The organism is Chlorogloeopsis sp. ULAP02, assembly GCF_038404745.2.
Lineage (GTDB): Bacteria > Cyanobacteriota > Cyanobacteriia > Cyanobacteriales > Nostocaceae > Chlorogloeopsis.
In genome coordinates this window covers 12654-34972 of sequence record NZ_JAYKTT020000023.1, presented here as the reverse complement: position 1 = coordinate 34972, position 22319 = coordinate 12654, and the positions used below count along the sequence as shown (strand labels likewise).

Sequence of the window (22319 nt, the reverse complement as noted above, 5' to 3'; positions counted from 1 at the left end):
AGAAAACTCAGAAACAAATTACACCATATAAATATAAATCACTTAGTAATAGTGAATTTAAAAAAGGATCGCTAAAATGAAAAAGCTACTTTTATCTGTTGTGCCTCTTTTAGTTGTAGCCTCATCTGCACTTCCTCCTGCCCAAGCATCACCAATGTTCAGGCGCGATACTAAAGCTACTCAAATTATCCGTAGTGGTGCAATCCCTAGTGTAGGCAATTCAACTCGTGCAACCCATTATTTTGACTTAAAGGTTCAGGGTAACCCTCTCTCCCAGTTGCTGATCGATGTGCCAGAAGGGCTGATGATAACTAGAGGTATTCGGGTTACGAATCAATCTGGCGAACAAGTGGCAACCAATGTGACGATGAATGGTAAAAGAGCCACAATAGACTTTGCTCAACCAGTCGCAACTGGAACCACAATAAAAATTTCTCTGCAAGGTGTCAGAACTCTTTACCCCAATTCGGTTAATGCACCTACTTGGCTCTACCCAGTTTACGGTAGAAGCGTCGGTTTAACAGCAGATATTCCGTTCAGTTTAGCCAGAGTTCAAATCTATGGCGGTGGTTAAACTACCACAGACGATAAATCTGGGGCGGGTTAGCAATAACGCCTGCCCCTAATTGCTGCAAATCTTACTGAAACTGCCTGAAATCACCCGATTGGGTGAATCTATTGCATGAAGGCGATCGCAGTCAGAATTTTACACAATATAAGTAAATAAAAGATTTTGAGATGAATTCTGCCAATGAGGCACAAAAGTTTTAGTAGTTAAGTCAGTGTATCCGGAATCTTGCAACTAGAGTCTGTAGTTAAATGTGTTCCAATCAAAGAGAGACATACTTCCCAAGTTATCACTCAAGTCCAAAAAATAAACTGACAAAAATATTGCATAAAACTATAGAACCAAACCGTAATTATATATAGGAAAAGGTTCAAATCTTAAAACTAATCAATAGGATAAAATTTATGACTAGCTTAACTCTAATTAAACAACAACAAGACCTACTATATCCAATTCGTCAGTGGCTAGAATCTAGAGAAATTAATAACGCCAAAATTGCTCATTTCTTATGTAAACTCATTCCGGCTCAATGTCCATTTGAAAGAGATATCGTACTATTCGGTCGTAAGCTATTTCACATCCCACCAATGTGTAAACTTAATCCACTATACGAAGAAGTAGTTGGTTTACGTTTCAAGGCTCTTTGCTATCTTGCAGATGTATGTGGTGAAGATGTCACAGCCTATTGCTAACAGTTAGTTGTCAATGGTAGTTGCACACTTACTGTAGTACCTTTCGTAGCAATGGATTCAATTAACAATTTACCATTATGAGCTTCTACAATCCGCTTAGTAATAGCAAGTCCCAATCCCGTTCCAGAGGATTTTGTTGAATAAAAAGGTTTAGTTAAGTTGAGCAAATCCTCTGGAGAGATGGGTACGCCACTATTGTGTATATTAATATAGACTTGATTATTATTTACGTCACTATAAATTATTAATTTCACTCTCTCTCCTTCTGGTATTGCTTCACAAGCATTGCGCATTATATTAATTAATACTTGCTTCAATTTATCTTTATCACCTAATACCTGAGCCACATTTATTGCCGCAGAGAATTCTATTTGCCGCAGGACTGCTTCTGGCATTTCTCGAAGAGTTGGTAGAATTTCATCAATAAATTGGTTAATATCAATTTTTTCTAACTGCAATTTCTGTGGTTTAGCATAAAGCAATATTTCTTTTAACAATCTTTCTAACCAATTCGCTTCATCTAAAGTCAGATATAATCTCTCTTTTGCTGGTTCAGATAATTCTAATCTCTGAAAAAAGTTCAACCCCATTTTCATAGTAGTAAAAGGGTTGCGAATTTCATGAATAATACAGGCTGCAAATTCACCAATGGCAGCCAGCCTTTCTTGCTCTACAAGTTTTGTTTGTGCTGCCCGCAATTGTTCTGTTCTTCGGGCTACCTCATCTTCTAAAATATGATTAAATTGTAATTGTTGCTGGTACAGATGATAATTATCTATCGCTGTTGCTGCACGTTCAGCAAATAACTCTGCAATTTTCACCTCTTCGGCAGTAAAGTGACGCGGCGTTTTGTGAAACGAACAAATAGTGCCGATAACTTCTCCTTGGGCAGTACGTAAAGGTACGCCTAAATAAGCTCGATAACCGGATGGAGCTTTACCATAGTCAGTACAAGTTTTGGTATCCTCTACCACTAAACTTTGTCGTGTATTTACCACTGTTCCTGTTACAAGTCCATGCAAGGAATATACTTGATTGCCGCCATTACCCAAGTCAATACTGCTAGCTAACACTCTCTCAAAACCATCCTGACAAAGGGTAACAACTGACCAATCTAACTCTAGTAATTCACTTACACCTAAGGTAATTTCTTGTAAGTAACGGTTAATTTCTCCAGTACGATAACTTAAAGATGATAAAACTTCTAGTGTTCTTTTTTCTCGTTGCCAATCTCCAGAACTACAGGACATAAAAACTCCTTTTTTAGAATTTTTTGGCTATATATTACGGATAACAATTGCTTTTAGAATCAAACCGACTAGCTAATACTTGCAACAATTCTTAGCAATAAATAATACTGACCATATGTATAATCTAAACACAAAAATATGAAACAATTAAGTAGTAATATGTAAAAAACGTAATTAATGTTGATTTTTTTTAAGTATTTTATTGAATAAACTCTAAACAATTTTTACTTAGGAAGTAAAGTATAAACTACCAGTTAATATAATTTCTGCTCGTCTTTATTTTCCAAGATAATCAAGTTATTAACTCCTATGACAACCCACATTCTACTTGTTGAAGATGAAGCTAAACTGGCACGATTTGTAGAATTGGAACTAAGTTATGAAGGCTATAAAGTTACCGTCACACACGATGGATTAAGTGGACTGACTACAGCCAGAGAGACTCATCCAGATTTAGTAATTTTAGACTGGATGTTACCTGGTCTATCGGGATTGGAAATTTGCCGTCGCTTGCGAAGCACAGGGGATCAAGTGCCAGTCATCTTACTAACAGCAAAGGATGAAGTGAGCGATCGCGTGGCTGGTTTGGATGCGGGTGCAGATGATTATGTAGTTAAACCTTTTAGTGTCGAGGAATTATTAGCTAGAGTTCGCGCCCACTTACGCAGAACCCAAGAAGCAGACGCAGATATATTACAATTTGAAGATTTGAAACTCAATCGTCGCACGCGGGAAGTGCATCGCGGCGATCGCGGGATTGAATTAACAGCCAAAGAATTTGATTTACTAGAATATTTGCTAGCCCATCCCCGACAAGTAATTACACGCGATCGGATTTTAGAGGAAGTCTGGGGCTACGACTTTATGGGAGATTCCAACATTATCGAAGTTTACATCCGCTATCTACGCCTGAAATTAGAAGCCAACAACGAAAAGCGTCTCATTCAAACTGTGCGTGGTGTCGGGTATGCGCTACGCGAGTGAAAAGACACTCTCAGCAAAAACTCATCAAAAAGAGGGTGATATGTACTAGGATGCAAAAAGTTGACTCTAGACGCGAATACATATCATCAGGAGTGTAATGACTTATCTCGAAACCGTAGCACAATTCTACAGCGAAGTTGCACAAACCCCGCAAGTTGGGCTTTGTTGCGTTCAAAGTTCACCCCTCCAACTGCCAGGATTGAAAATTCCCCAACAAATGCAGGAAATGAATTATGGTTGCGGTAGTACGGTTCACCCCACAGAATTAGCAAATCAACCCACTGTGTTGTACGTTGGAGTTGGTGGTGGCTTAGAAGCCCTGCAATTTGCTTATTTTTCCCGTCGCCCAGGTGCTGTGATTGCTGTCGAGCCGATAGAGGCAATGCGGGAAGCGGCTGCACGCAACTTAGAAATTGCTGCTCAAGAAAATCCCTGGTTTGATGTTAGTTTTGTAGAAATTCGTGCGGGCGACGCATTTAATTTACCTGTTGCCGATGCTTCGGTAGATGTCGTAGCGCAAAATTGTCTTTTCAATATTTTTGAGCCAGAAGATTTAACTCGTGCCTTGCAAGAGGCACATCGCATACTTAAACCAGGCGGACGTTTGCAAATGAGCGATCCGATCGCCACTCGTTCCATTCCACCACATTTACAACAAGATGAGCGTTTGCGCGCTATGTGTTTATCTGGCGCACTTACCTATGAAGAGTATATTCAGCGAATTATTAATGTGGGGTTTGGACAAATAGAAATTCGCGCCCGTCGTCCTTATCGTCTTTTAGATTGCCAAACTTATCATCTCCAAGAACATTTACTTTTAGAAAGTCTTGATTCTGTATCTTTCAAAGTTCCTATTCCCGTAGATGGAGCTTGTGTTTTTACTGGTAAGACAGCAATCTATTCTGGTTTAGAAGACGTATTTGATGATAATGCTGGACATATTTTACAAAAAGGTGTGCCAGCCGCCGTGTGTGATAAAACGGCTGCTAAACTCGCTGCTTTACTGCCAGACAAATTAATAATTACAAATTCTACTTGGTATTACACTGGCGGTGGTTGCTGTTAGTTTACGAGAAAGACTAGTATTAAGATGCAAATGCAATGGTGCGATGTACCTACTGGAGGTGATGCTCATGAATGAGCCGCTTTACAAACGCACCTTGCAATAGACTTTCTTGAAAATTATCTATTTTATTGGGTGTATAACGGGCGATGTGCATTACACATAAAGTTATTGTTGTCTTTAATCTTTAATTTTGATGCAAGTTTTTTCTATATAAATTAACATGATATGAGTAAACATCAAGTGATACTATCTAATGCAAACTAAATCAACAAATTCAGCATTAACTCCTTTCAAACATAAACTAACTTCCCCTTTAACTAAAAAGCAAATTACTGTTTTACAAATCAATCTGGGCAAGCGTTGCAACCTTGCTTGCACTCACTGTCATGTGGAAGCTGGGCCAAAACGTACAGAAGAACTTTCTTCAGAAACTTGTGCTCAATTGATTGAAATAATTCACAAATTTCCCCAAATCCAGATAGTCGATTTAACTGGGGGTGCACCAGAAATGAATTATGGATTTAAGCCACTCGTAGAAGCAAGTAGAGCGACGGGGAAACAAGTCATTGTTCGGTCGAATTTAACTATTTATTTTGAAGAAGGATTTAGTGACTTACCAGTCTATTTTGCCAAGCATCGAGTGAGAGTTGTTGCTTCTTTGCCCTGTTATTTAGCTGATAATGTTGATAAAATGCGTGGGATTGGAGTTTATAATAATTCCATTCAAGCACTGCAATGGCTTAATCAAGTTGGTTACGCAAAGGAACCAGATTTAATTTTAGATTTGGTATATAATCCTCAATTACCTTCTAGTGAAAAATTTTCTTTAACTCCAGACCAAATCAAGTTAGAACAAGATTATAAAGTGTTCTTAAAAGAGAAATTTAATATTGATTTTAATAATTTGTTTACTATTACTAATCTACCAATAGGCAGAACAAAGTTGCATTTAGAAAGAAAGAAACTTTATAGCCCTTATTTGCAATTTTTAGAGTCAAATTTCAATGCCAATACAGTAGAAAATTTAATGTGCCGCGATGAGCTTTCAATTGATTATCTCGGTAATGTATATGACTGCGATTTTAACCAGATGATGAATTTACCTGCAAAAACTCGTAGCGGTGAAAGCTTGACAATTGCTGATTTGCTTGCCGCTGACAATTTAGATTTAATCGACGAAGTACAAACAGCTGCTTATTGCTACGGTTGTACTGCTGGGTGCGGTTCTAGTTGTGGTGGCGCTTTGGTATGATGAACAGAAAAATCTGCTAACTCTACACCAAAAATAATCTGTTACAGAATCTGTTACCAATAGCTTACCCACATCCGGATCGGTTTACGATCAAATATAGTTAAGTTTCCTCATACCTTGATCTAAAGCCGTGGATTAATAACAACTTCCACGGTTTTGTTTCTGTTGTGGTAGCAAAATTCAACACTTGAAATGTTTTTCAGTTAATATTTTTGAGGTAAAACTGGCTCCATCAACTGCGATTCCGTTACAAAAAATGTTACGAGCGTGTTTATACCGCTAAATAATCGTTATCATGTTATTTAGTTAAGCTCCTCACACCACACCAAAAGCCGTGAATGTTTATTTCACGGCTTTTTTTATTAACCTCACCCTGTGACTACTCCTTTATCCACCAGTGGAGAGGGGTTGGGGGTGGGGCTTTTTCATTATTGTCAATTAATTAAAGTCTGAATATTACGGTTAACTGCACGCCCACAAGCATGAAAACGCAAACTTCAAAACAGCTATTACCACCAGCTTTAAGATCAAGAAACTACCGTCTATTTTTTGGCGGGCAAGGTATATCCTTGATTGGAACTTGGATGACGCAGACTGCTACTATTTGGCTAGTTTATAGCTTAACCCAATCACCTCTAATGCTGGGAGTTGTGGGGTTTAGCAGTCAAATTCCTAGCTTTATTCTCGCTCCTTTTGGTGGTGTATTTGTAGATCGGTTTTCCCGCCACCGTATCTTGATTGGTACGCAAATATTGTCAATGATTCAGTCATTAGCACTAGCGGCGTTGGCGCTATCTAGTGTTATTCATGTTTGGCACATCATTGTCTTAAGCGTATTTCAAGGATTTATTAGCGCTGTTGATGCACCAGCGCGGCAAGCATTTGTGCCAGAGTTGGTAGAACGTAGAGAAGATTTAGCCAATGCGATCGCCCTCAATTCTACAATGTTTAACGGGGCGCGGTTAATTGGCCCGGCGGTGGGCGGTTTGTTAGTTGCTGGTATTGGCGCTGCATACTGTTTTTTAATTGATGGTCTTAGTTATATTGCTGTAATCATCGCATTATTAGCAATGAGAATTAAGCCTAGAACAATATTAGTTAGTACTGCTAATCCATTGGAACAAGTTAAAGAAGGATTTTTTTATGCTTTTGGTTTTCCACCAATACGAGCATTGTTATTGTTATCAGCTTTAGTTAGTTTCTTCGGATTGCAATATACTGTGCTTGTACCAGTGTTTGCAGAAAAAATTCTTCAAGGTAACGCAGAAACTTTGGGATTTTTAATGGCTGCATCTGGAGTTGGAGCGTTATCAGGTGGGATTTATTTAGCGTCGCGAAAAACAATATTAGGGCTTGGTAGATTGATTGCTTTTGCTCCAACAATTTTAGGAATAGGATTAATTGCTTTTTCCTTATCACGTTATTTGCCACTTTCTTTATTCACAATGTTATTTATTGGGTTAGGAACAATCCTCCAGGTTGCTGCTGGCAATACAGTTTTACAAACAATAGTTGAAGATGAAAAACGTGGGCGAGTGATGAGCTTATTCACAATGGCGTTTTTGGGAATAATACCTTTTGGTAATTTATTAGGAGGAGCCTTGGCAGCTCGCATCAGTGCTCCTACTGTATTAACTATTGATGGAATTGTTTGTATTTTAGGTTCTATGTATTTTATGAGACAACTACCTGTGCTACGGCAACTAGTACGTCCAATTTATATAGAAAGAGGAATTTTAAATGAAGGGTTACATTAACTCTAGATGATAAGAAAATCATGTTTGATAAATCGACCACAGATGGACACAGATAAACACAGATAAATTATCGGTGTCTATCTGTGTTTATCTGTGGTTGTTATGCTCATAAAAGCAGGTACAAAGATGGTTACGAGTCGAAGTAAATACTACATGCCACGATAAACAATCTACCCTGCGTTTAAAAGCAGATGTAGAACGTTTACAAACGATAATTAGTCAACTGAAACTAGAGAAAGAACAACTTGCTACCAATAATCGGCAAATAGTTACCGAACTGGAGCATGAAATCGGCTCGATGACTGGGCATTTAGATCAACTTGCCGCAGCTTTTGATTCTGTTGCAGATATTGAAAATCCCAACCAAACTCAATGGAGTTATTTAGCCTTTCCTAGTCGTTTCTTCAGTTTCATCCGAGCAATCAAAGCAATTGTGCTGTGGTGGCGTGAGGAAAAAGGTGAGGAAGAAGAAGCAATTGAAGTTACTGATAAAATTAATGTCGATGAGGATGGCGACGACAAACCACAAATGCACACAGATCCCGCTTCACTGGGGCGATCGCTTTTAGATAGGTAGAGCTTGATGGGAAAAAAACGAATTACTAAGCTATTAGAGGATCTCAAGGAGAATCAGCAGCAGGAGTTGCATAATGCCGCAACGATATATACGGTTGCACAGATTGCTGTGAATGAACTACAACTTTCTCAAGATTCGCAGATGCAAAAGCCAACTATTGCAGCCTTACCATCTGCACTGGAGAAAATTGATCGGACTCAATTACTTAAACAGTATGGCTCTTACAATGGTTGTCGTCAGGCTGCTAAAGAAAAAGGAATTAAATTCTCCCGCACTCCCAGTTGGGAACAGTTAACAGCAGCATTCAGCTACGCAGAGGCATTTGAAAAGATAATAGAAGCTTATATGAAAATGTATCCAAACCAAAAACTCAAAGGTACTAAATTCGAGTTCACCATATAATCTCTCAAGCTAAATTTCACGAGACAGTCGGATCGTCATTACCTTTCATTTCTCGTAAAATCTTTTCAATCTGTTCTACTCTCTCTGGTCTATTCTGAGTTTTAAATACTTTTAATGCTTTTTCTAAAGAAGCGATCGCTTCATTTCTTTTGCCTTGCTCCCATAGTGCCTGAGCTAAATTTGTCAGTGCATCCCCATACTTAGGATTAATTTCTAGTGCTTTATTATACTCTTGAATAGCTTCATCCCATTGTTGTTGACTTGCGAGTACAACTCCAATTGCATTATGTGCCAGGGCATATTTAGAATTTAAACGAATTGCTTCTTGGTATTCTTTGATTGCATCTTCTGTTTTACCCTGACGAAATAGCACATTTCCTAACTGGTAATATCCAAAGGCATCTTTTGGGTACTTTTTGATTAACTTACGCAAGTTCTCTTCTGCACCAGTTAAATCACCTTGATTAATTAGGGTATTTGCTGTTTGAACTAGTTGCGATCGCTCTTGTGATTCATTTTCAGAGAACTGCGCTAGAGTTTGTCCGCTAGAATTTCCCACCTGTGCGAAAACAGATTGGCACGTATTCGTTATAGTCAAGATACCCAGCATCAAGTAACTAGCAATTTGAAACAATACTGACTTGGAAGGATTATTTGGCTTCATAACGTCACACTATCCTCTGTTTTTGAGACTTGATTTCAAGTTCAAAAGATATATTATCAATTTTCAAAACACCAAATCTCAAAAATGTATTTTATGATTCTGTGTTTTGCTCGCTTTGAATGAGTCGTGCTTGGGTGCGGCGTAATTCTTCTAAAGCTAACTCCAAGGTTTGATTTTTTTCATTTAACTCCCGTGTCCGTTCGCGTACCTTCTTTTCTAGCACCTGACTGTATACTTCTAGTTGTTCGTTAGCATCCTTTTGGATTTTAATGAGTTGTTGAACTTCTTGGATCAGACGATTGAGGGAAACAGCCAAGATGCCGACTTCATCGTTGGTTGTGTTCGGTGCTTGCAAATCGAAGTTAGATTCTTCTGTAACTTGTTGGGCAACATGGGTGAGTGTTTGAATCGGACGAGCAATAGCGCGACTTGTGTACATTGCCAGTAAAGTTGCGATCGCAATTGATAGTAACAAGCTCCCTAAAATTATTTTTAGGCGTAAGTCCTCTGCCCTTAGCAGTTCTTGCTTTGATTGCTTATATTCCTCGGCTATCACTTCCATTAGACTCTTAATGTCGTCAAGAAACTCATCCATCAAAAATACTGACGAGCCATGCATAAAATTGAACAGTTGATTTTGTGCTGTTTCAATTTCATCTGCTGATAATTGACTGGGATTGTTAACTCGAAAAAAAGCTTCTGTACGCTTTAAGTAAGTATTAAAACCTTTATAGTTTTTTAACAGGCGGTAAACAGCTTGTTGTTCACTGACAGAATTGTATTTGATGGTGGGGTTCTCAATACTGTAGTTCGCTCCAAAATCAGACCAAACTTGCCGAGCTTGAGCAACATACTCAACTAACTCAGTATAATTTTCTTGCCATAGTTTTGGCCGATCCATGTAGAGAAGTAACTGGTGCTGAGTGGTGCGGACACGAAATACGCTCGTTTTCAGTTGAGATACTTGGTATAGTTTTTCAACCGCTGCTTGTTCTCGTTTGTAGGCTTGATTCTGGTAGCGATCTGCAATAAAAAAACCAATGGTAGTTCCCAGTATGGAGATGCTCAAAAGTACTCCATATCCAATACCTATCTTTTGCCCAACCTTCAGGCGGCTTAACCAATACCAAGAGTTATTTGATTGCAAGCGGTTATTTGACTCCCCAACAGCCATTTCATCAAAATCGCTGTGCTGTTTCATACTTCAATCATGACTGAGATGGGCTTGAATCAGTTCCAGCAATTCTTTGAAGCGAAATGGTTTGGTAATATAGTCATTCGCTCCATTATTAAATGCAATCATCCGTTCGCGATCATCTTTACGAGCTGTGACAATAATAATTGGTCGTATATCTCCCCGGCTACGCAGTTCTCTTAATACTGTCCAACCATCCACGAATGGAAGTCCCAAATCAAGCAGCATTAAATCAAATTCAGTGTTTTGAGCCAGCAGTAGTGCTTGCTGTCCATCTTCCGCAAGAATCGTGTTGTATCCCTGCCTCCGCAACCCTTTTTCAATAAAAGCAGCAACACCTGCTTCATCTTCAACAATCAAAATTTGATTCATAAAACCAATTTTGATTTCACCAGGGAAAGTAATCATGAGTATAATTACTTATGTGCGTAAACGATAACCCATTCCTCTCACCGTTTCAATCAAGTTGCTGCCTAATTTCTTGCGCAAATAACCGACATAAACATCGACAATATTAGAACCTGGGTTATAGTCATAACCCCAAACGTAATCTAGTAGTTGTTCTCGGCTGATGACTTGCCCTGGGTGACGGCAAAACATTTCTGCCATTGCAAATTCGCGGGAAGGCAACTCAACTGAGCGATCGCCTACTTTTACGAGTCGAGTGCGCAGATCAAGGGAGATGGTACCAGCTTTGAGAACAAAATCTTCTGGATTTGTTATGGGTTTTATATTTCGCAAGCGCACTCGTATCCGCGCCAGTAGTTCTTCAAATCGGAAGGGTTTAGTAATATAATCATCTGCACCCCCCTCTAGCCCAGCAACTTTGTCGTGAATGTCACTGCGGGCAGAGAGGATAATCACAGGCAAATCTTCTCCTTGTCCGCGTAATTCTTCCAGCACTTGAAATCCGTCTTTGCCGGGTAATCCCAGATCCAATATGAGTAAATCAAAAGTTCCACTCTGCGCTACGTCAACTATGTGCAGTCCATCGGCAACAATTGTGGTGGTAAAACCTTGCGATCGCAATCCTTTCTCGATAAAGGAAGCAATCCGGGGTTCATCTTCGGCGATTAGAATGTTGGGCATATGCACTCATCTCCTGTGGGGGATCGAGCGGTAAGACTATAGTAAACATCGAACCTGTTCCTAGCTTACTCCGAAGTAACACTTGACCACCGTGAGCCTCAGCGATTGCTCGCACAATTGCCAGCCCCAGCCCCGCACCCTCAGAACGGCGACGACTGTTGGAAGAGCGGGCAAAGCGTTCAAAAATACGTTTTTGATCAACAAGGGGGATACCTTCGCCTGTATCGCGTACCCAGAACCGCACCTTGCCTTTGGCGATCGCAGAACCAATAGAAATAGTATCACTCTCTACTGTATGCTGAGTAGCATTTTGAGCTAAGTTCATTACAGCCTCAGTAATTCTTTGGCGATCAATGATAATTTGTCCCTTTGCCACAGCATCTAATTGCCAGTCTCGCCCTGCCAATGCCATAGCTTTGGTAAATAATTCTTGCGTTAATTCTGCAACATTTACCTTTGTTAGTTGCAAAAAGTCCAAGCGTTCTGCCTTTGCCAGCAAAATCATATCATCTACTAGACGGCTCATTCTGTCTAGTTCTCCCATCACCAGTGCCAGCGTTTCTTGTTGCTCTTGGGGATCATCTCCCATCAGTTCCAGATGTCCTCGAATGATGGTAATCGGAGTCCGGAGTTCATGTCCAGCATCGTTGACAAATTCACGTTGGCTAGCAAAAGCAGCTTCTAACCTGTCCATCATTTCGTTAAATGTCATTGCCAGTTCTGCTAGTTCTCCTTTTCCTTGCACGGGTAAGCGCTGAGTTAAATCTGTTTCACTAATAGCATGAGCAGTACTGGTAATTACTCGTAAGGGAGCCAATACCCGTCCTCCTGCCAACCAAGCAAGAATTGAAGACACGACAAACACTAGGCTGGAAACCTCAATCACCGCAGAGACAGATTCTAGAGCTTCTGCTCGCTCACCGGCTGCACTGTGGGCAACAACAAAAACTCCCCGCGTTTTATCATTAATTTCAATTGGTTGCACCATGTAAAGAATTTTGCCAGTATTCAGATCGGAAAATTCTTTTTCTCCTTCTTCTGGTTGGGTTTGTTTTGCCCACTTTCGCATTAGCTGTGAGTTCTCTGCAAGCTGTTTAGGGCGAGCTCTGGGACTAGATTTGTAGAATTCACCATCAATAAATGTGATGAAATAGGATTCATCCTCTGATAGTCGATTCCGCAAAAAAGTTTTGAAAAGCAGCTTTAAATCTTCTTTTGAGGTTGGCGGAGCAATCTGTTTTTTTTCGGTAAGTAGCTGGCTCAAGTTCTCTGACTCGAAAGCAATTTCTTCTGGCTCGTCGTCGATCACATCTTTGGTAACATCTGTTTGAGCATTCATCAATGCCTTAAAGGCTGCCATATCTTCCACCATATCCTGACGAACACGCTCATCAATCCGCTGGTAGAGCCGATAGCGAAATGCAGGAATGGCGATCAGAAAGGTTACTCCCAAAATTAGCAAATACCAGAGCAAAATCCGGGTACGTGCTTCTTTGAATAATTGCTGCCAACCTGAAAACGGCTTGGGTATTTTGATGCTAGATGTGCGATCAGTTGTTGCACTGCTCATTTGTTGCCCTCCCCGATAGATGCTCAATTATTTCACTCTTGGCTCCATTAGATCCATGTTATCTGTGCGAGGGAATAGCCTTAAGAAGGCAGAGTGCGGAAGGAATCTCTTTACGTATAAATATGAGTTATTTACTAAATTTGCTGTGTACACTGCTTACCCATACTTAAAAGCAGGAACTACAGATAGTGAATGCGCAATAGAAGCAAGAGCAGTAATCACAATCTAACTTTGGATATTTGATTAATAGTTTGACACAGTTATACAATTACGGAGATATGGAACTCATATTTGATTTTTGAAAAATACGTAGGGTGTGTGATCGCCGAGCGTAACACAACGGCAGTTTTGCGGGAAGAAAATCTACACTGCAAACTGCCTCCCCTGCAAATGCTTAATTTTTTCAGTAATCAAACCGGATTCCTATATTGTCACTTCAACATCAATAAATAAATAGTGACTATAAAAACTAACTCTGTATCATTGATTTACATAAATTTATTACCACTTCTGGAGGTGCAGCAACCTACCGTAACTCCGGATCAGAACTCGCTCATGGAAGACTCATTAATTGCCACAGGTTGGGAAACCACTGATTATGTTGGTGTGATTTTCCTGATACTCAGCCTTGTGATACTTATAGGTGTTGTGAGCAGAAGAATGGAAAATGCGATTATCTTTGCTTTGATGGTGAGTTTACTGATAATTGCCTTGTTTTTGTTTGCATCTTAAACGAATTAGTTTAGCTTTTTCTCAAACTAGTCTCTCTTTGAGCTACCTCAAAGACGACAAGATCAATTATTGGCACACTAGGGATAGCATCAGTTTAGGGGAACACCAGAAATGACTAATGCTACTCTTAACTATCAAACAGCCCCTGGACACCAAATTTTAGCAGCAGCAGGTAAAAGATATCTGCGTCCAGGTGGCAGACAAGCGACTGAGCAATTATTTAAGTGGGCTAATTTTCAGCCAGGGGAAACTGTTTTAGAACTTGCATCCAGCTTTGGTTACAGTGCGATCGCTCTCGCCAAACGCTACAATGTCAAAGTTGTAGGTGTAGAAAAAAATCCTGAGAGTGTAGCACGGGCGCGTGCTAGCATTTGCGCTGCTGGTTTAGAAAACCAAGTCGAAATAATTGAAGGTGATATTTTCCATCTAGAAGCTATACCAGGCAAGTTTGATTATGTTGTGGCAGAAGCAATTCTCACAATGCAATCTCCGCCAGGCAAAATCAAAATTTTAACAGGAATTCACAATAAACTTAAACCTGGTGGAAAATTTCTTTGTCATGAATTATTAGCCCGCAACAAAGAAGCAGAAATTCATGCTGAGTTAGCAAAGGTAATTAAAGTAAATTCTACACCGCTATCAGAAACTAACTGGATTAATGCTTGTGCTACAGCTGAATTAAAAGTACAAAAGCAGCAAACTGGAGCAATGGCTTTATTGAATTTGAGAAAAATGTTGGAGGATGAAGGTATATCTCATACGATGCAGATTTTATGGAATATCTTGACGAATAAATCTATCCGCGAACGAGTTCTAGAAATGCGTCGAGTCTTCCAAAAATATCATCAGGAATTAGGCTACATAATTTTCTGTGCCGTCGTGGATTAGGGTACTGGGTATTAGTGATTGGGGACTGGGAAAAAACGCTTTCAACATCAAAAGCGATGATTACCAATCATGAAATGCGAGTCTAAGCATTACTAATTTATCCCTTCTGCTCTCTGCCTTTTACTTATTACTAGAAACATTCAAAAAACCATGACTACCACATTCGCAAATAATTCATCTTGTGTCAAACAATTGCGAGCAGAAATTGAATATCCACGTGTTGGAGTACTCAGCAAAATATTATTGAAGGATAAAGTTTGTCAATACACCCTTTTTTGTTTGGCGGCTAACACTGAGATTTCTGAGCATACTTCTACTCGTAATGCCACTATTAATGTCATTGAAGGACGAGGTTTACTCACATTATTAGGAGAAGAAATTATCTTAGAACCAGGCATTTTTGTCTTTATGCCTGCTCATGCTCCTCACGCTTTAAAAGCAGAAGAGAATTTAGCGTTTTTGTTAACGCTATCAGACAATCCTGCTCAGAAATAAGTAGGTAGACATAATTAAATGTAAGATGAGAGTTTTGTTCGTAGTAAGCGATTTATCACTATTAACAGGGGTTTGAAGAGCTAAAGCCCTTTATTTAATTCAGTCCTTCTACTTAATACAAGGGAATGAGAATGCAGTTAAAGAAAGGGTGAAAACAAATAAAAAAGGCAACAAACTTTGTACTAAATTCATAATTATTGAACAATATTTCTAGAATCAATCTACAATTTTTGGAGGTTTGGCTATGACTAATACTACTTTAGTTGATGCTGATATAGGAATCTCTCCAAGAAGGCGATCGCTTAGTTTACCTGCCTGGTTAGTACTCATCTGCATTATTGCTTTTACAGCTTTATTATTAGCGGGAGCTGCGATTTGGAAAAATGCTCCACCTGTACCAGAAATAGTGCGTTCTCAACAACAAGAAATCATCCTTACTAAAGCAGAAATTCAAGCCGGGCAAGAAACCTATTTAGCTCGTGGCGGGCAACATATTGGTAGTATTTGGGGACATGGTAGCTATCTTGCACCAGATTGGACTGCTGATGTACTTCATCGTTGGGGTTTAGCCACTGCTGGGGTTTTATACAATGATAATCCTGATTTTACTCAAGCTGATTTAGAAGCTTTACCAGTCGCCAAAAAAGCAAGTTTACAAGCACAAGTCAGCCAAGAATTTAAAACCAATCGCTACAATACTGAAACCCACGAATTAATCCTGACAAATGCCCAAACTGAAGGTTTAAAAAAAGTCTTTCAAGACTATCAAAAACTGTTAGCTCACGGCTCTGCAATTCACTCAATTCCTGATGGTTGGTTTAAAGATAATACCCAAATTCGCAATGTCACATCCTTTTTCACTTGGACAGCTTGGGCAGCAGCAGTCAATCGACCAAATGCCCCATTTTCTTATACTGCAAATTGGCCCCATGATGACTTAATTGGCAATCAGGCACCAGGACAATTTATTATTTGGTCAATCGTCTCAGTCGTTACTTTAATTGCAGGAATTGGTGTATTTTTATTCGTCTACTTAACTCAAGAAGAAACTGACGAAGTTCAACCAGTACCAGCACGTCCAGCAGTACGAATTCCTACCCCTTCTCAAAAAGTCACTTCGCTCTTTTTTGGCGTTGCGATCACCATGTTTTTAGTGCAAATTATTATGGGAATGTTCACAGCTCATTATGCTGTAGAAGGAGAAGGATTTTACGGAATTCCTCTAATTAATTTCTTGCCTTACGCCGCTTCTCGTACTTGGCATTTACAACTAGCTGTCTTTTGGATTGCTACTTGTTGGTTAGCGGCTGGACTTTATTTTGCTCCGCGTTTTGGCGGCATTGAACCAAAATTTCAAGCCCTTGGTAATACCGTGCTTCTGGGTGCCTTAGCCCTTGTTGTTGTCGGTTCTATGATTGGTACTTGGCAGGCGGTAACGGGAGTTTTAGATATAAAAAATAGCTTTCTTTGGGGACACCAAGGTTATGAATATATCGAGTTAGGAAGAGTTTGGCAATTGTTATTAATTGGCGGCATGATATTTTGGCTCTGGTTGATGTATCGTGCTTTCAAACCAGCTTTGAAAAAAGAGAAAAACCCCACTGGTTTGAGTCACTTTTTCCTCTATAGTGCAATTACAATTCCTCTGTTTTATTCAGTGGGTTTGGCATATACCAATCACACTCCTTTAAGTATTGCTGAATATTGGCGTTGGTGGGTAGTTCATCTGTGGGTGGAAGGTTTCTTTGAGGTATTTGCTACTGTTGTGATTGCTTATTTGTGTAGTGAATTAGGTTTCTTAAAAAAATCTTCGGCTTTGCGTGCAACTTACCTCACCACAATTCTGTATTTAGGTAGCGGTGTGGTTGGTACATTACACCATTTATATTTTTCCGGTACACCGTCATTTATTGCCGCAATCGGAGCAGTATTTTCAGCTTTGGAAGTAGTGCCTTTAACGCTAATTGGATTTGAAGTCTTAAAAACACTAAAATTATCTCAAGAAGCAGAAGGATTTTATCGGTGGCCTTTACGCTTTTTTATCGCTACCTGTTTTTGGAATTTAGTTGGTGCAGGTGTATTTGGTTTCTTAATTAATCCTCCGATTATTCTGTACTATTCGCAGGGTTTAAATACCACTCCTATTCACGCTCATGCAGCTTTGTTTGGAGTTTATGGTTGTTTAGCATTGGCGCTAATGCTGTTTGCTTTGCGAGAATTTGTGCCAGAGAATACTTGGAATGAGCGGTTACTGCGCTTTTCGTTTTGGATGATTAATGGTGGTTTAGTCGGAATGCTTGTTTTGGGGTTAATTCCCAATGGCTTCTATCAACTAGCTGTGTCGATTAATCATGGTACTTGGTTTGCCCGTAGTGCAGAAGTAATTAGCAGCCCTTGGATGAAATGGACTGTGTGGTTACGAATTCCCGGTGATATCATTTTTGCCATTGGTGCGATCGCGATGTTTGCCTTCACAGTCAGGGCTATTATTGCTGTTTTCCGCTTTCCGGTGAAGCCAAGACACACAGAATTGCTTGTTGCTGTTGGTGCTAGTAATGACGCGGGGACGCTCAGACAACGAGACGCGGAGATTGATGTGTAGAAATGGTATTACAATTTTAGAGAATTGTGATTGAGAATGGTACTGAACAATGTTGCCATATAAAAACAACCTCCTGCATTGTTAATGCATTGGTTCGGATTATTAATGCATCAACTCGTATTGTTAATACATTGACTTGCATTGTTAATGCATTGGTTCGCATTGTTAATACATCGACTTGCATTGTTAATGCATCGACTCGCATTGTTAATGCATTGGTTCGGATTGTTAATACATTGACTTGCATTGTTAATGCATCGGCTGACAAAAATAAGGCTGCTAGCGACTGTTTTTGGCAATGCCCTCCTTTTCAGATCCCGACTTGTTTTAAGAAGTCGGGGATCTTTTATAGAGAGGCTCAAATTGTCACGCCGAACATTTAGCATAATAGTATGTTGCTGCAAATTACTCGAAACATATTTCGACGCCGACTAATAAGCGCGATCGCCCTGCCCACCGTTCTGCTATTGCTGTTGTCTGGGGTTTCGCTGTGGCAAATTAACCGCTTATTGTCAGCGATGCAGTGGGTAGAGCATACAGATTGGGTAATAACTCAAACCTACCGCACCCAAAAACTGTTGTTAGATTTGCAATCAGGATCACGCGGCTACTTACTCACGGGAGAGGAAGAATTTCTTGAGCCTTACCAAGAAGCTCGCTTGGTAATCAATGCTGCTTTTAGGGAATTAAACCATTTAGTCTCAGATAATCCCAGTCAGGTTGAACGCGTCAATCAACTCCAGTTACAGTATCAGGAGTGGCAAAAGCTGATTTCTCAGGCGATTGAGCGCAAAAACAGAGGTGAGGCTGAACCTTTATCGGCTTTCAAAGTTCGCAAACAGAAAATGGACGCAATACGTAGCCAAATTGCGGCTTTTATTGCCACAGAAGAACAACTGCGAAACCGTCGCAGCCAAGTGGTTCGTCGTACAACTCGACAGGTGAGTGCAACTAGCGTAATTTTGGCACTAGGAATTGGAGCTATTCTTGCCTACTTCATCCGCCGACAACTGTTTAAAGTGTCGCAAAGTTACGAGAATGCCCTCAAAACTTCAATTAAGCAAACAGAAAATGCCCAGCGCTCTGCTCAACGTCTTGCTGATTTGCATAAAATTGACAGGGCAATTTTGGCTGCTGAGTCTAATTTCACCATAGTACGGGATGCTTTAGGAAGATTGCGTCAACTTGTGAATTGTCAACGAGCATTTTTAGTTTTGTTTAATTTTGAGACTGGAACAACTGGGTTAATTGCAGACAGCAGCGATCCAGGTTTACAGCCTTTTGAAAATACAACTTTTCCAATTGAAGATTTGCAACAGGGAACAGGGAAAAGGGAACGGGAAACAAAGTTTCCAATAGAAGTTACACAGCAAAGACAGGTTCGTTTGATTCAAGATATTTCTAAGTTAGAGCAACGTTCGCCAATTTTAGAACAATTGCTAGCAGCAGGGCTGCATAGCTGTCTGACAATTTCTATGCAAGTTGAGGAAACTTTAATTGGTGAACTGACTCTTGCTGGCACTCAAGCCGAGGCTTTTAATCTTGAAACTCAACAGATTGTTAGTGAAGTGGCAACCCAACTGGCGATCGCGATCCAACAATCCCAATTACGCGAACAACTCCAGAATTATGCCGAAGAACTAGAGCAGCGCGTGCAAGAGCGAACTACACAGTTACAAGAAGCAAATCAGGAACTAGAAGCTTTTAGCTACTCCGTTTCTCACGACTTGCGAGCACCGCTACGCACAATACAAGGTTTTGCTCAAGCATTGCAAGAAGAATACAGCGATCAATTAGATGCGGTTGGGCAAGAATATATCAGCTATATTACTGATGATGCAGTCCAAATGGACACTCTTGTTACTGATTTATTGGCATACAGTCATCTGAGTCGTACACAAATCCAAATTCAACCTGTTGATTTAAACCTCGTAGTTAACGAAGCACTCAAGCAATTGAGCGCCCAACTCCAGGAACAACAAGCCGAAGTCACTGTTGACGCTTGTTTGGGATATGTATTGGCTCACCGTTCCACGCTAGTACAAGTTCTTACAAACTTGTTAAGCAATGCAATCAAATTTGTGAATCCAGGTACATTACCTTCGGTACATATATACACTCAGGAGTATATTCAGGAAGGACAAAATTGGATACGGTTATGGGTTGTAGACAACGGCATCGGCATTGCGTCAGAACATCAGGAGCGGATTTTCCGTGTCTTTGAGCGACTGCATGGTGTAGAAACCTATCCGGGAACGGGTATTGGTTTAGCCATTGTCCGCAAAGGCTTAGAGCGGATGGGCGGTTCCTCTGGCGTGGAATCACAACTGGGAACAGGTACTAGCTTCTGGATTGCTCTGCCAAAAGCTGTTCTCAATCACAACGCCACAGCATAATGAATAAAATACTGCGTTTTTTAATTATTGATGACAATCCAGGCGATCGCGCTTTAGTCATTAGAGAATTGAGACGAGAATTTCCTCAACTTCAATTGCAGGAGATTAAAGAAGCTGCGGGGTTTGCTCAAGCAGTAGCAGCAGGCAAATTTGACTTAGTGATTACCGACTACCAGCTTGGTTGGAGCAACGGTTTAGAAATTTTACGAACAATCAAGGGGCGCTATCCTAACTGCCCAACAATTATGTTTACAAATACAGGCAACGAAGAAATTGCCGTAGAAGCGATGAAGACAGGATTGGATGACTATGTTCTGAAATTACCAAATCGTTACTTTCGTTTGCCGACTGCCGTTAAAGCTGCCTTAGAAAGAGCAGAAACACAACGACGAATTGCTCTGTTAGAAATTCGCCTGCAAGGGTTGCTGAATCAGTTGAAAGTGGGGGTTTTTCGTGCTAACTCAGCAGGAGAAATCATAGAGTGCAATAGAGCATTTCTTAACTTACTCCGTGTAGATTCATTGGCTACTGCTCAAAGGGTACAGCTACTGAATTTGCAGACAATTTATTTACAATTGAGTAGTCTGCCTCCACCCCAGCAAGATGAGCATGAGTTACAGTTACATCGAACCGATGGAACCACAATTTGGGTTTTGTTGAGTACAGCCCTTAATACAATCAATGGTGAAACGGTAGTCGATGGTTTAATCGAAGATATCACAGACCGAAAACAAGCTGAAACACAACTGCGTCAACTAACTTCAATCTTGGAAGCACGAGTTAGGGAAAGGATGCAGGAACTAGAAACAGCAAACCAGAATTTAGCAGAGCTAAATCGACAATTAGAATTAGCAAATCAAGATTTGGAAGAATTTGCCTACTCCGTCTCCCATGACTTTCGCGCTCCATTACGAGCCATTCAAAGATTCAGCGAAATTTTATTAGAAAGGCAAACAGAGCAATTAAGTCCAATCTGTCAAAACTATCTACGCCGTATTTTTGAAAATGCTCGACAACTCGATAGACTAACTGAAGAATTGCTCACCTACAGCCAAATCAGTCGAGCGCAGATGCCGCTGCAACCAATTAACTTATCTTTATTTATGTCACAAATCTTGACACGGCTAGAACCAGAATTACAGCAGCAACAAGCGACTGTGCAAGTAGAAGAGCCTTTAGTTGAAGTGATAGGTAACCGGATTATCTTAGAGCAAGTTGTGATTAATTTGTTAACCAACGCCATCAAATTTGTGGCACCAGGAGTAACACCTCAAATACGAATTTGGACACAAGAAGTTCGTAATTCAGAGAGTGAGAGACAAGAGAATCCTTCTTTCTCCCCATCTCCTCATCCCCCCGTCTCCCCCTCCTCCCCATTTGTGCGTCTTTGGATACAAGACAACGGCATTGGCATCGCCGAGGATAATTTTGAGCGGATTTTCAAAGTTTTTGAGCGCTTGCACGGCAGTGAAGTTTATCCCGGTACTGGGATTGGCTTGGCGATCGTGCGTAAAGGAGTTGAACGTATGGGTGGTCGAGTGGGCGTAGAATCAGAGCTAGGGCAGGGAAGCCGCTTTTGGATAGAACTGCCCGAAGCCACAGGAGGAGAATGAGTACTTTTAAATCAGAAGATACAATTTTACTAGTTGAGGATAATCCAAAAGATATTCTCCTGATTCAAAGAGCTTTTCGCAAAGCTGGCATTACTAATCCCCTGCAAATTGTCAATGATGGAGATGCAGCCGTACTTTACCTGTCTGGATGCGAACCTTATGGGGATCGCATTGATTATCCTTTACCCGCCTTAGTCTTGCTCGATTTGAAGCTTCCTCGCCGCTCTGGAGCTGAAGTTTTGATGTGGTTACGCCAGCAACCCATACTCAAGCGCCTACCAGTGGTAGTTCTAACTACTTCTAGGGAATATGCTGACATTAATCGAGTCTATGACTTAGGAGTAAATGCTTATATAGTCAAACCTGTTGCTTTCAATAACTTAGTCGAAATTGTTAATGCTCTCAACCTACATTGGATAATTTTTAACGAAAAGCCACAATTAGACTGGACATAATTAAATGTAAAAGCCAACATTTAAAACCTGTTTAGAAAGGGCATTTTACCTTCTACCCTCTGCCCTCATTTC

At 40.3% G+C, this 22319-nt stretch carries 21 protein-coding genes; 15 read left to right on the top strand and 6 right to left on the bottom strand.

Going from position 1 to position 22319, the window contains the following annotated elements; genetic code table 11:
• Positions 1 to 76: 76 nt before the first annotated feature.
• Together U2718_RS10540 and U2718_RS10535 are read left to right on the top strand one after the other, a co-directional pair.
• Positions 77 to 574, top strand: a complete 498-nt coding sequence (locus tag U2718_RS10540; protein ID WP_342003206.1) for a DUF2808 domain-containing protein — start codon at positions 77 to 79, stop codon at positions 572 to 574.
• Positions 575 to 972: 398 nt separating this feature from the next.
• On the top strand, positions 973 to 1260 hold the full coding sequence (locus U2718_RS10535) for a Mo-dependent nitrogenase C-terminal domain-containing protein (RefSeq protein WP_342003207.1): 288 nt from the start codon (positions 973 to 975) through the stop codon (positions 1258 to 1260).
• On the opposite strand, the gene U2718_RS10530 is transcribed toward U2718_RS10535, so the two are convergent.
• Positions 1257 to 2510: an ATP-binding protein gene (locus U2718_RS10530; RefSeq protein WP_342003208.1), complete on the bottom strand. Its 1254-nt coding sequence runs from the start codon at positions 2508 to 2510 to the stop codon at positions 1257 to 1259. The two genes, U2718_RS10535 and U2718_RS10530, sit on opposite strands and share 4 nt — an antisense overlap.
• A 309-nt stretch (positions 2511 to 2819) precedes the next feature.
• Between U2718_RS10530 and U2718_RS10525 the strand changes: the two genes are divergently transcribed.
• The 6 genes from U2718_RS10525 (at position 2820) to U2718_RS10500 (ending at position 8548) form a co-directional block, all read left to right on the top strand.
• Positions 2820 to 3494, top strand: a complete 675-nt coding sequence (locus U2718_RS10525; protein ID WP_342003209.1) for a response regulator transcription factor — start codon at positions 2820 to 2822, stop codon at positions 3492 to 3494.
• A 97-nt stretch (positions 3495 to 3591) separates the two neighbouring features.
• Positions 3592 to 4560 carry an arsenosugar biosynthesis arsenite methyltransferase ArsM gene (arsM, locus tag U2718_RS10520; protein ID WP_342003210.1) on the top strand — a complete coding sequence of 323 codons (969 nt, stop codon included), beginning with the start codon at positions 3592 to 3594 and terminating at the stop codon, positions 4558 to 4560.
• Between the two features lie 253 nt (positions 4561 to 4813).
• The gene (gene arsS / locus U2718_RS10515; RefSeq protein ID WP_342003211.1) at positions 4814 to 5812 is read left to right on the top strand and encodes an arsenosugar biosynthesis radical SAM (seleno)protein ArsS; all 999 of its coding nucleotides are present in this window, start codon (positions 4814 to 4816) and stop codon (positions 5810 to 5812) included.
• 482 nt (positions 5813 to 6294) lie between these two features.
• Positions 6295 to 7569 carry an MFS transporter gene (locus U2718_RS10510; protein WP_342003212.1) on the top strand — a complete coding sequence of 425 codons (1275 nt, stop codon included), beginning with the start codon at positions 6295 to 6297 and terminating at the stop codon, positions 7567 to 7569.
• Positions 7570 to 7867: 298 nt separating this feature from the next.
• Entirely contained in the window at positions 7868 to 8146 is a 279-nt protein-coding gene (locus tag U2718_RS10505; protein ID WP_342003213.1) for a hypothetical protein, read from the top strand.
• Between the two features lie 6 nt (positions 8147 to 8152).
• Positions 8153 to 8548 carry a hypothetical protein gene (locus tag U2718_RS10500; RefSeq protein ID WP_342003214.1) on the top strand — a complete coding sequence of 132 codons (396 nt, stop codon included), beginning with the start codon at positions 8153 to 8155 and terminating at the stop codon, positions 8546 to 8548.
• 16 nt (positions 8549 to 8564) lie between these two features.
• Here U2718_RS10500 and U2718_RS10495 read toward each other — a convergent pair whose 3' ends face one another.
• The 5 genes from U2718_RS10495 to U2718_RS10475 all read right to left on the bottom strand — a co-directional run bounded on the left by U2718_RS10495 (position 8565) and on the right by U2718_RS10475 (position 13066).
• Positions 8565 to 9212 (bottom strand): tetratricopeptide repeat protein, encoded by a 648-nt coding sequence (locus U2718_RS10495; RefSeq protein WP_342003215.1) that lies wholly within the window; start codon positions 9210 to 9212, stop codon positions 8565 to 8567.
• A 91-nt stretch (positions 9213 to 9303) separates the two neighbouring features.
• Complete coding sequence (locus U2718_RS10490) at positions 9304 to 10413, bottom strand: HAMP domain-containing protein (protein WP_342003216.1); 1110 nt, start codon at positions 10411 to 10413, stop codon at positions 9304 to 9306.
• A 3-nt stretch (positions 10414 to 10416) separates the two neighbouring features.
• On the bottom strand, positions 10417 to 10779 hold the full coding sequence (locus U2718_RS10485) for a response regulator transcription factor (RefSeq protein ID WP_342003241.1): 363 nt from the start codon (positions 10777 to 10779) through the stop codon (positions 10417 to 10419).
• Positions 10780 to 10827: 48 nt separating this feature from the next.
• A complete protein-coding gene (locus U2718_RS10480; protein ID WP_342003217.1) occupies positions 10828 to 11496 on the bottom strand; it encodes a response regulator transcription factor in 669 nt (222 codons plus the stop codon).
• On the bottom strand, positions 11468 to 13066 hold the full coding sequence (locus tag U2718_RS10475; protein ID WP_342003218.1) for a HAMP domain-containing sensor histidine kinase: 1599 nt from the start codon (positions 13064 to 13066) through the stop codon (positions 11468 to 11470). Before U2718_RS10475 ends, U2718_RS10480 begins: the two co-directional genes overlap by 29 nt.
• A 456-nt stretch (positions 13067 to 13522) precedes the next feature.
• On the opposite strand from U2718_RS10475, the gene U2718_RS10470 reads away from it, so the two are divergent.
• The 7 genes from U2718_RS10470 to U2718_RS10440 all read left to right on the top strand — a co-directional run bounded on the left by U2718_RS10470 (position 13523) and on the right by U2718_RS10440 (position 22247).
• The gene (locus U2718_RS10470; protein WP_342003219.1) at positions 13523 to 13798 is read left to right on the top strand and encodes a hypothetical protein; all 276 of its coding nucleotides are present in this window, start codon (positions 13523 to 13525) and stop codon (positions 13796 to 13798) included.
• Between the two features lie 111 nt (positions 13799 to 13909).
• A complete protein-coding gene (locus U2718_RS10465) occupies positions 13910 to 14686 on the top strand; it encodes a class I SAM-dependent methyltransferase (protein ID WP_342003220.1) in 777 nt (258 codons plus the stop codon).
• 150 nt (positions 14687 to 14836) lie between these two features.
• Positions 14837 to 15181, top strand: a complete 345-nt coding sequence (locus U2718_RS10460; RefSeq protein ID WP_342003221.1) for a cupin domain-containing protein — start codon at positions 14837 to 14839, stop codon at positions 15179 to 15181.
• A 244-nt stretch (positions 15182 to 15425) separates the two neighbouring features.
• Positions 15426 to 17783, top strand: coding sequence for a nitric-oxide reductase large subunit (locus U2718_RS10455; protein ID WP_342003222.1), 2358 nt, complete (start codon positions 15426 to 15428; stop codon positions 17781 to 17783).
• A gap of 392 nt (positions 17784 to 18175) precedes the next feature.
• The gene (locus U2718_RS10450; protein WP_342003223.1) at positions 18176 to 20179 is read left to right on the top strand and encodes a CHASE3 domain-containing protein; all 2004 of its coding nucleotides are present in this window, start codon (positions 18176 to 18178) and stop codon (positions 20177 to 20179) included.
• Positions 20179 to 21792 (top strand): ATP-binding protein, encoded by a 1614-nt coding sequence (locus U2718_RS10445; RefSeq protein ID WP_342003224.1) that lies wholly within the window; start codon positions 20179 to 20181, stop codon positions 21790 to 21792. Before U2718_RS10450 ends, U2718_RS10445 begins: the two co-directional genes overlap by 1 nt.
• Entirely contained in the window at positions 21789 to 22247 is a 459-nt protein-coding gene (locus U2718_RS10440; protein ID WP_342003225.1) for a response regulator, read from the top strand. The genes U2718_RS10445 and U2718_RS10440 overlap by 4 nt, the downstream gene beginning before the upstream one ends.
• Positions 22248 to 22319 lie beyond the last annotated feature (72 nt).

Excerpts from the sequence above, each read along its gene's own strand:
- U2718_RS10510 (WP_342003212.1), top strand. The coding sequence starts at position 6,295 with ATGAAAACGCAAACTTCAAAACAGCTATTACCACCAGCTTTAAGATCA.
- U2718_RS10505 (WP_342003213.1), top strand. The coding sequence starts at position 7,868 with ATGACTGGGCATTTAGATCAACTTGCCGCAGCTTTTGATTCTGTTGCA.
- U2718_RS10460 (WP_342003221.1), top strand. The coding sequence starts at position 14,837 with ATGACTACCACATTCGCAAATAATTCATCTTGTGTCAAACAATTGCGA.
- U2718_RS10455 (WP_342003222.1), top strand. The coding sequence starts at position 15,426 with ATGACTAATACTACTTTAGTTGATGCTGATATAGGAATCTCTCCAAGA.
- U2718_RS10530 (WP_342003208.1), bottom strand. The coding sequence starts at position 2,510 with ATGTCCTGTAGTTCTGGAGATTGGCAACGAGAAAAAAGAACACTAGAA.
- arsS (WP_342003211.1), top strand. The coding sequence starts at position 4,814 with ATGCAAACTAAATCAACAAATTCAGCATTAACTCCTTTCAAACATAAA.
- arsM (WP_342003210.1), top strand. The coding sequence starts at position 3,592 with ATGACTTATCTCGAAACCGTAGCACAATTCTACAGCGAAGTTGCACAA.
- U2718_RS10445 (WP_342003224.1), top strand. The coding sequence starts at position 20,179 with ATGAATAAAATACTGCGTTTTTTAATTATTGATGACAATCCAGGCGAT.
- U2718_RS10490 (WP_342003216.1), bottom strand. The coding sequence starts at position 10,413 with ATGAAACAGCACAGCGATTTTGATGAAATGGCTGTTGGGGAGTCAAAT.
- U2718_RS10500 (WP_342003214.1), top strand. The coding sequence starts at position 8,153 with ATGGGAAAAAAACGAATTACTAAGCTATTAGAGGATCTCAAGGAGAAT.
- U2718_RS10450 (WP_342003223.1), top strand. The coding sequence starts at position 18,176 with ATGTTGCTGCAAATTACTCGAAACATATTTCGACGCCGACTAATAAGC.
- U2718_RS10540 (WP_342003206.1), top strand. The coding sequence starts at position 77 with ATGAAAAAGCTACTTTTATCTGTTGTGCCTCTTTTAGTTGTAGCCTCA.
- U2718_RS10535 (WP_342003207.1), top strand. The coding sequence starts at position 973 with ATGACTAGCTTAACTCTAATTAAACAACAACAAGACCTACTATATCCA.
- U2718_RS10440 (WP_342003225.1), top strand. The coding sequence starts at position 21,789 with ATGAGTACTTTTAAATCAGAAGATACAATTTTACTAGTTGAGGATAAT.
- U2718_RS10475 (WP_342003218.1), bottom strand. The coding sequence starts at position 13,066 with ATGAGCAGTGCAACAACTGATCGCACATCTAGCATCAAAATACCCAAG.
- U2718_RS10495 (WP_342003215.1), bottom strand. The coding sequence starts at position 9,212 with ATGAAGCCAAATAATCCTTCCAAGTCAGTATTGTTTCAAATTGCTAGT.
- U2718_RS10480 (WP_342003217.1), bottom strand. The coding sequence starts at position 11,496 with ATGCCCAACATTCTAATCGCCGAAGATGAACCCCGGATTGCTTCCTTT.
- U2718_RS10465 (WP_342003220.1), top strand. The coding sequence starts at position 13,910 with ATGACTAATGCTACTCTTAACTATCAAACAGCCCCTGGACACCAAATT.
- U2718_RS10485 (WP_342003241.1), bottom strand. The coding sequence starts at position 10,779 with ATGAATCAAATTTTGATTGTTGAAGATGAAGCAGGTGTTGCTGCTTTT.
- U2718_RS10525 (WP_342003209.1), top strand. The coding sequence starts at position 2,820 with ATGACAACCCACATTCTACTTGTTGAAGATGAAGCTAAACTGGCACGA.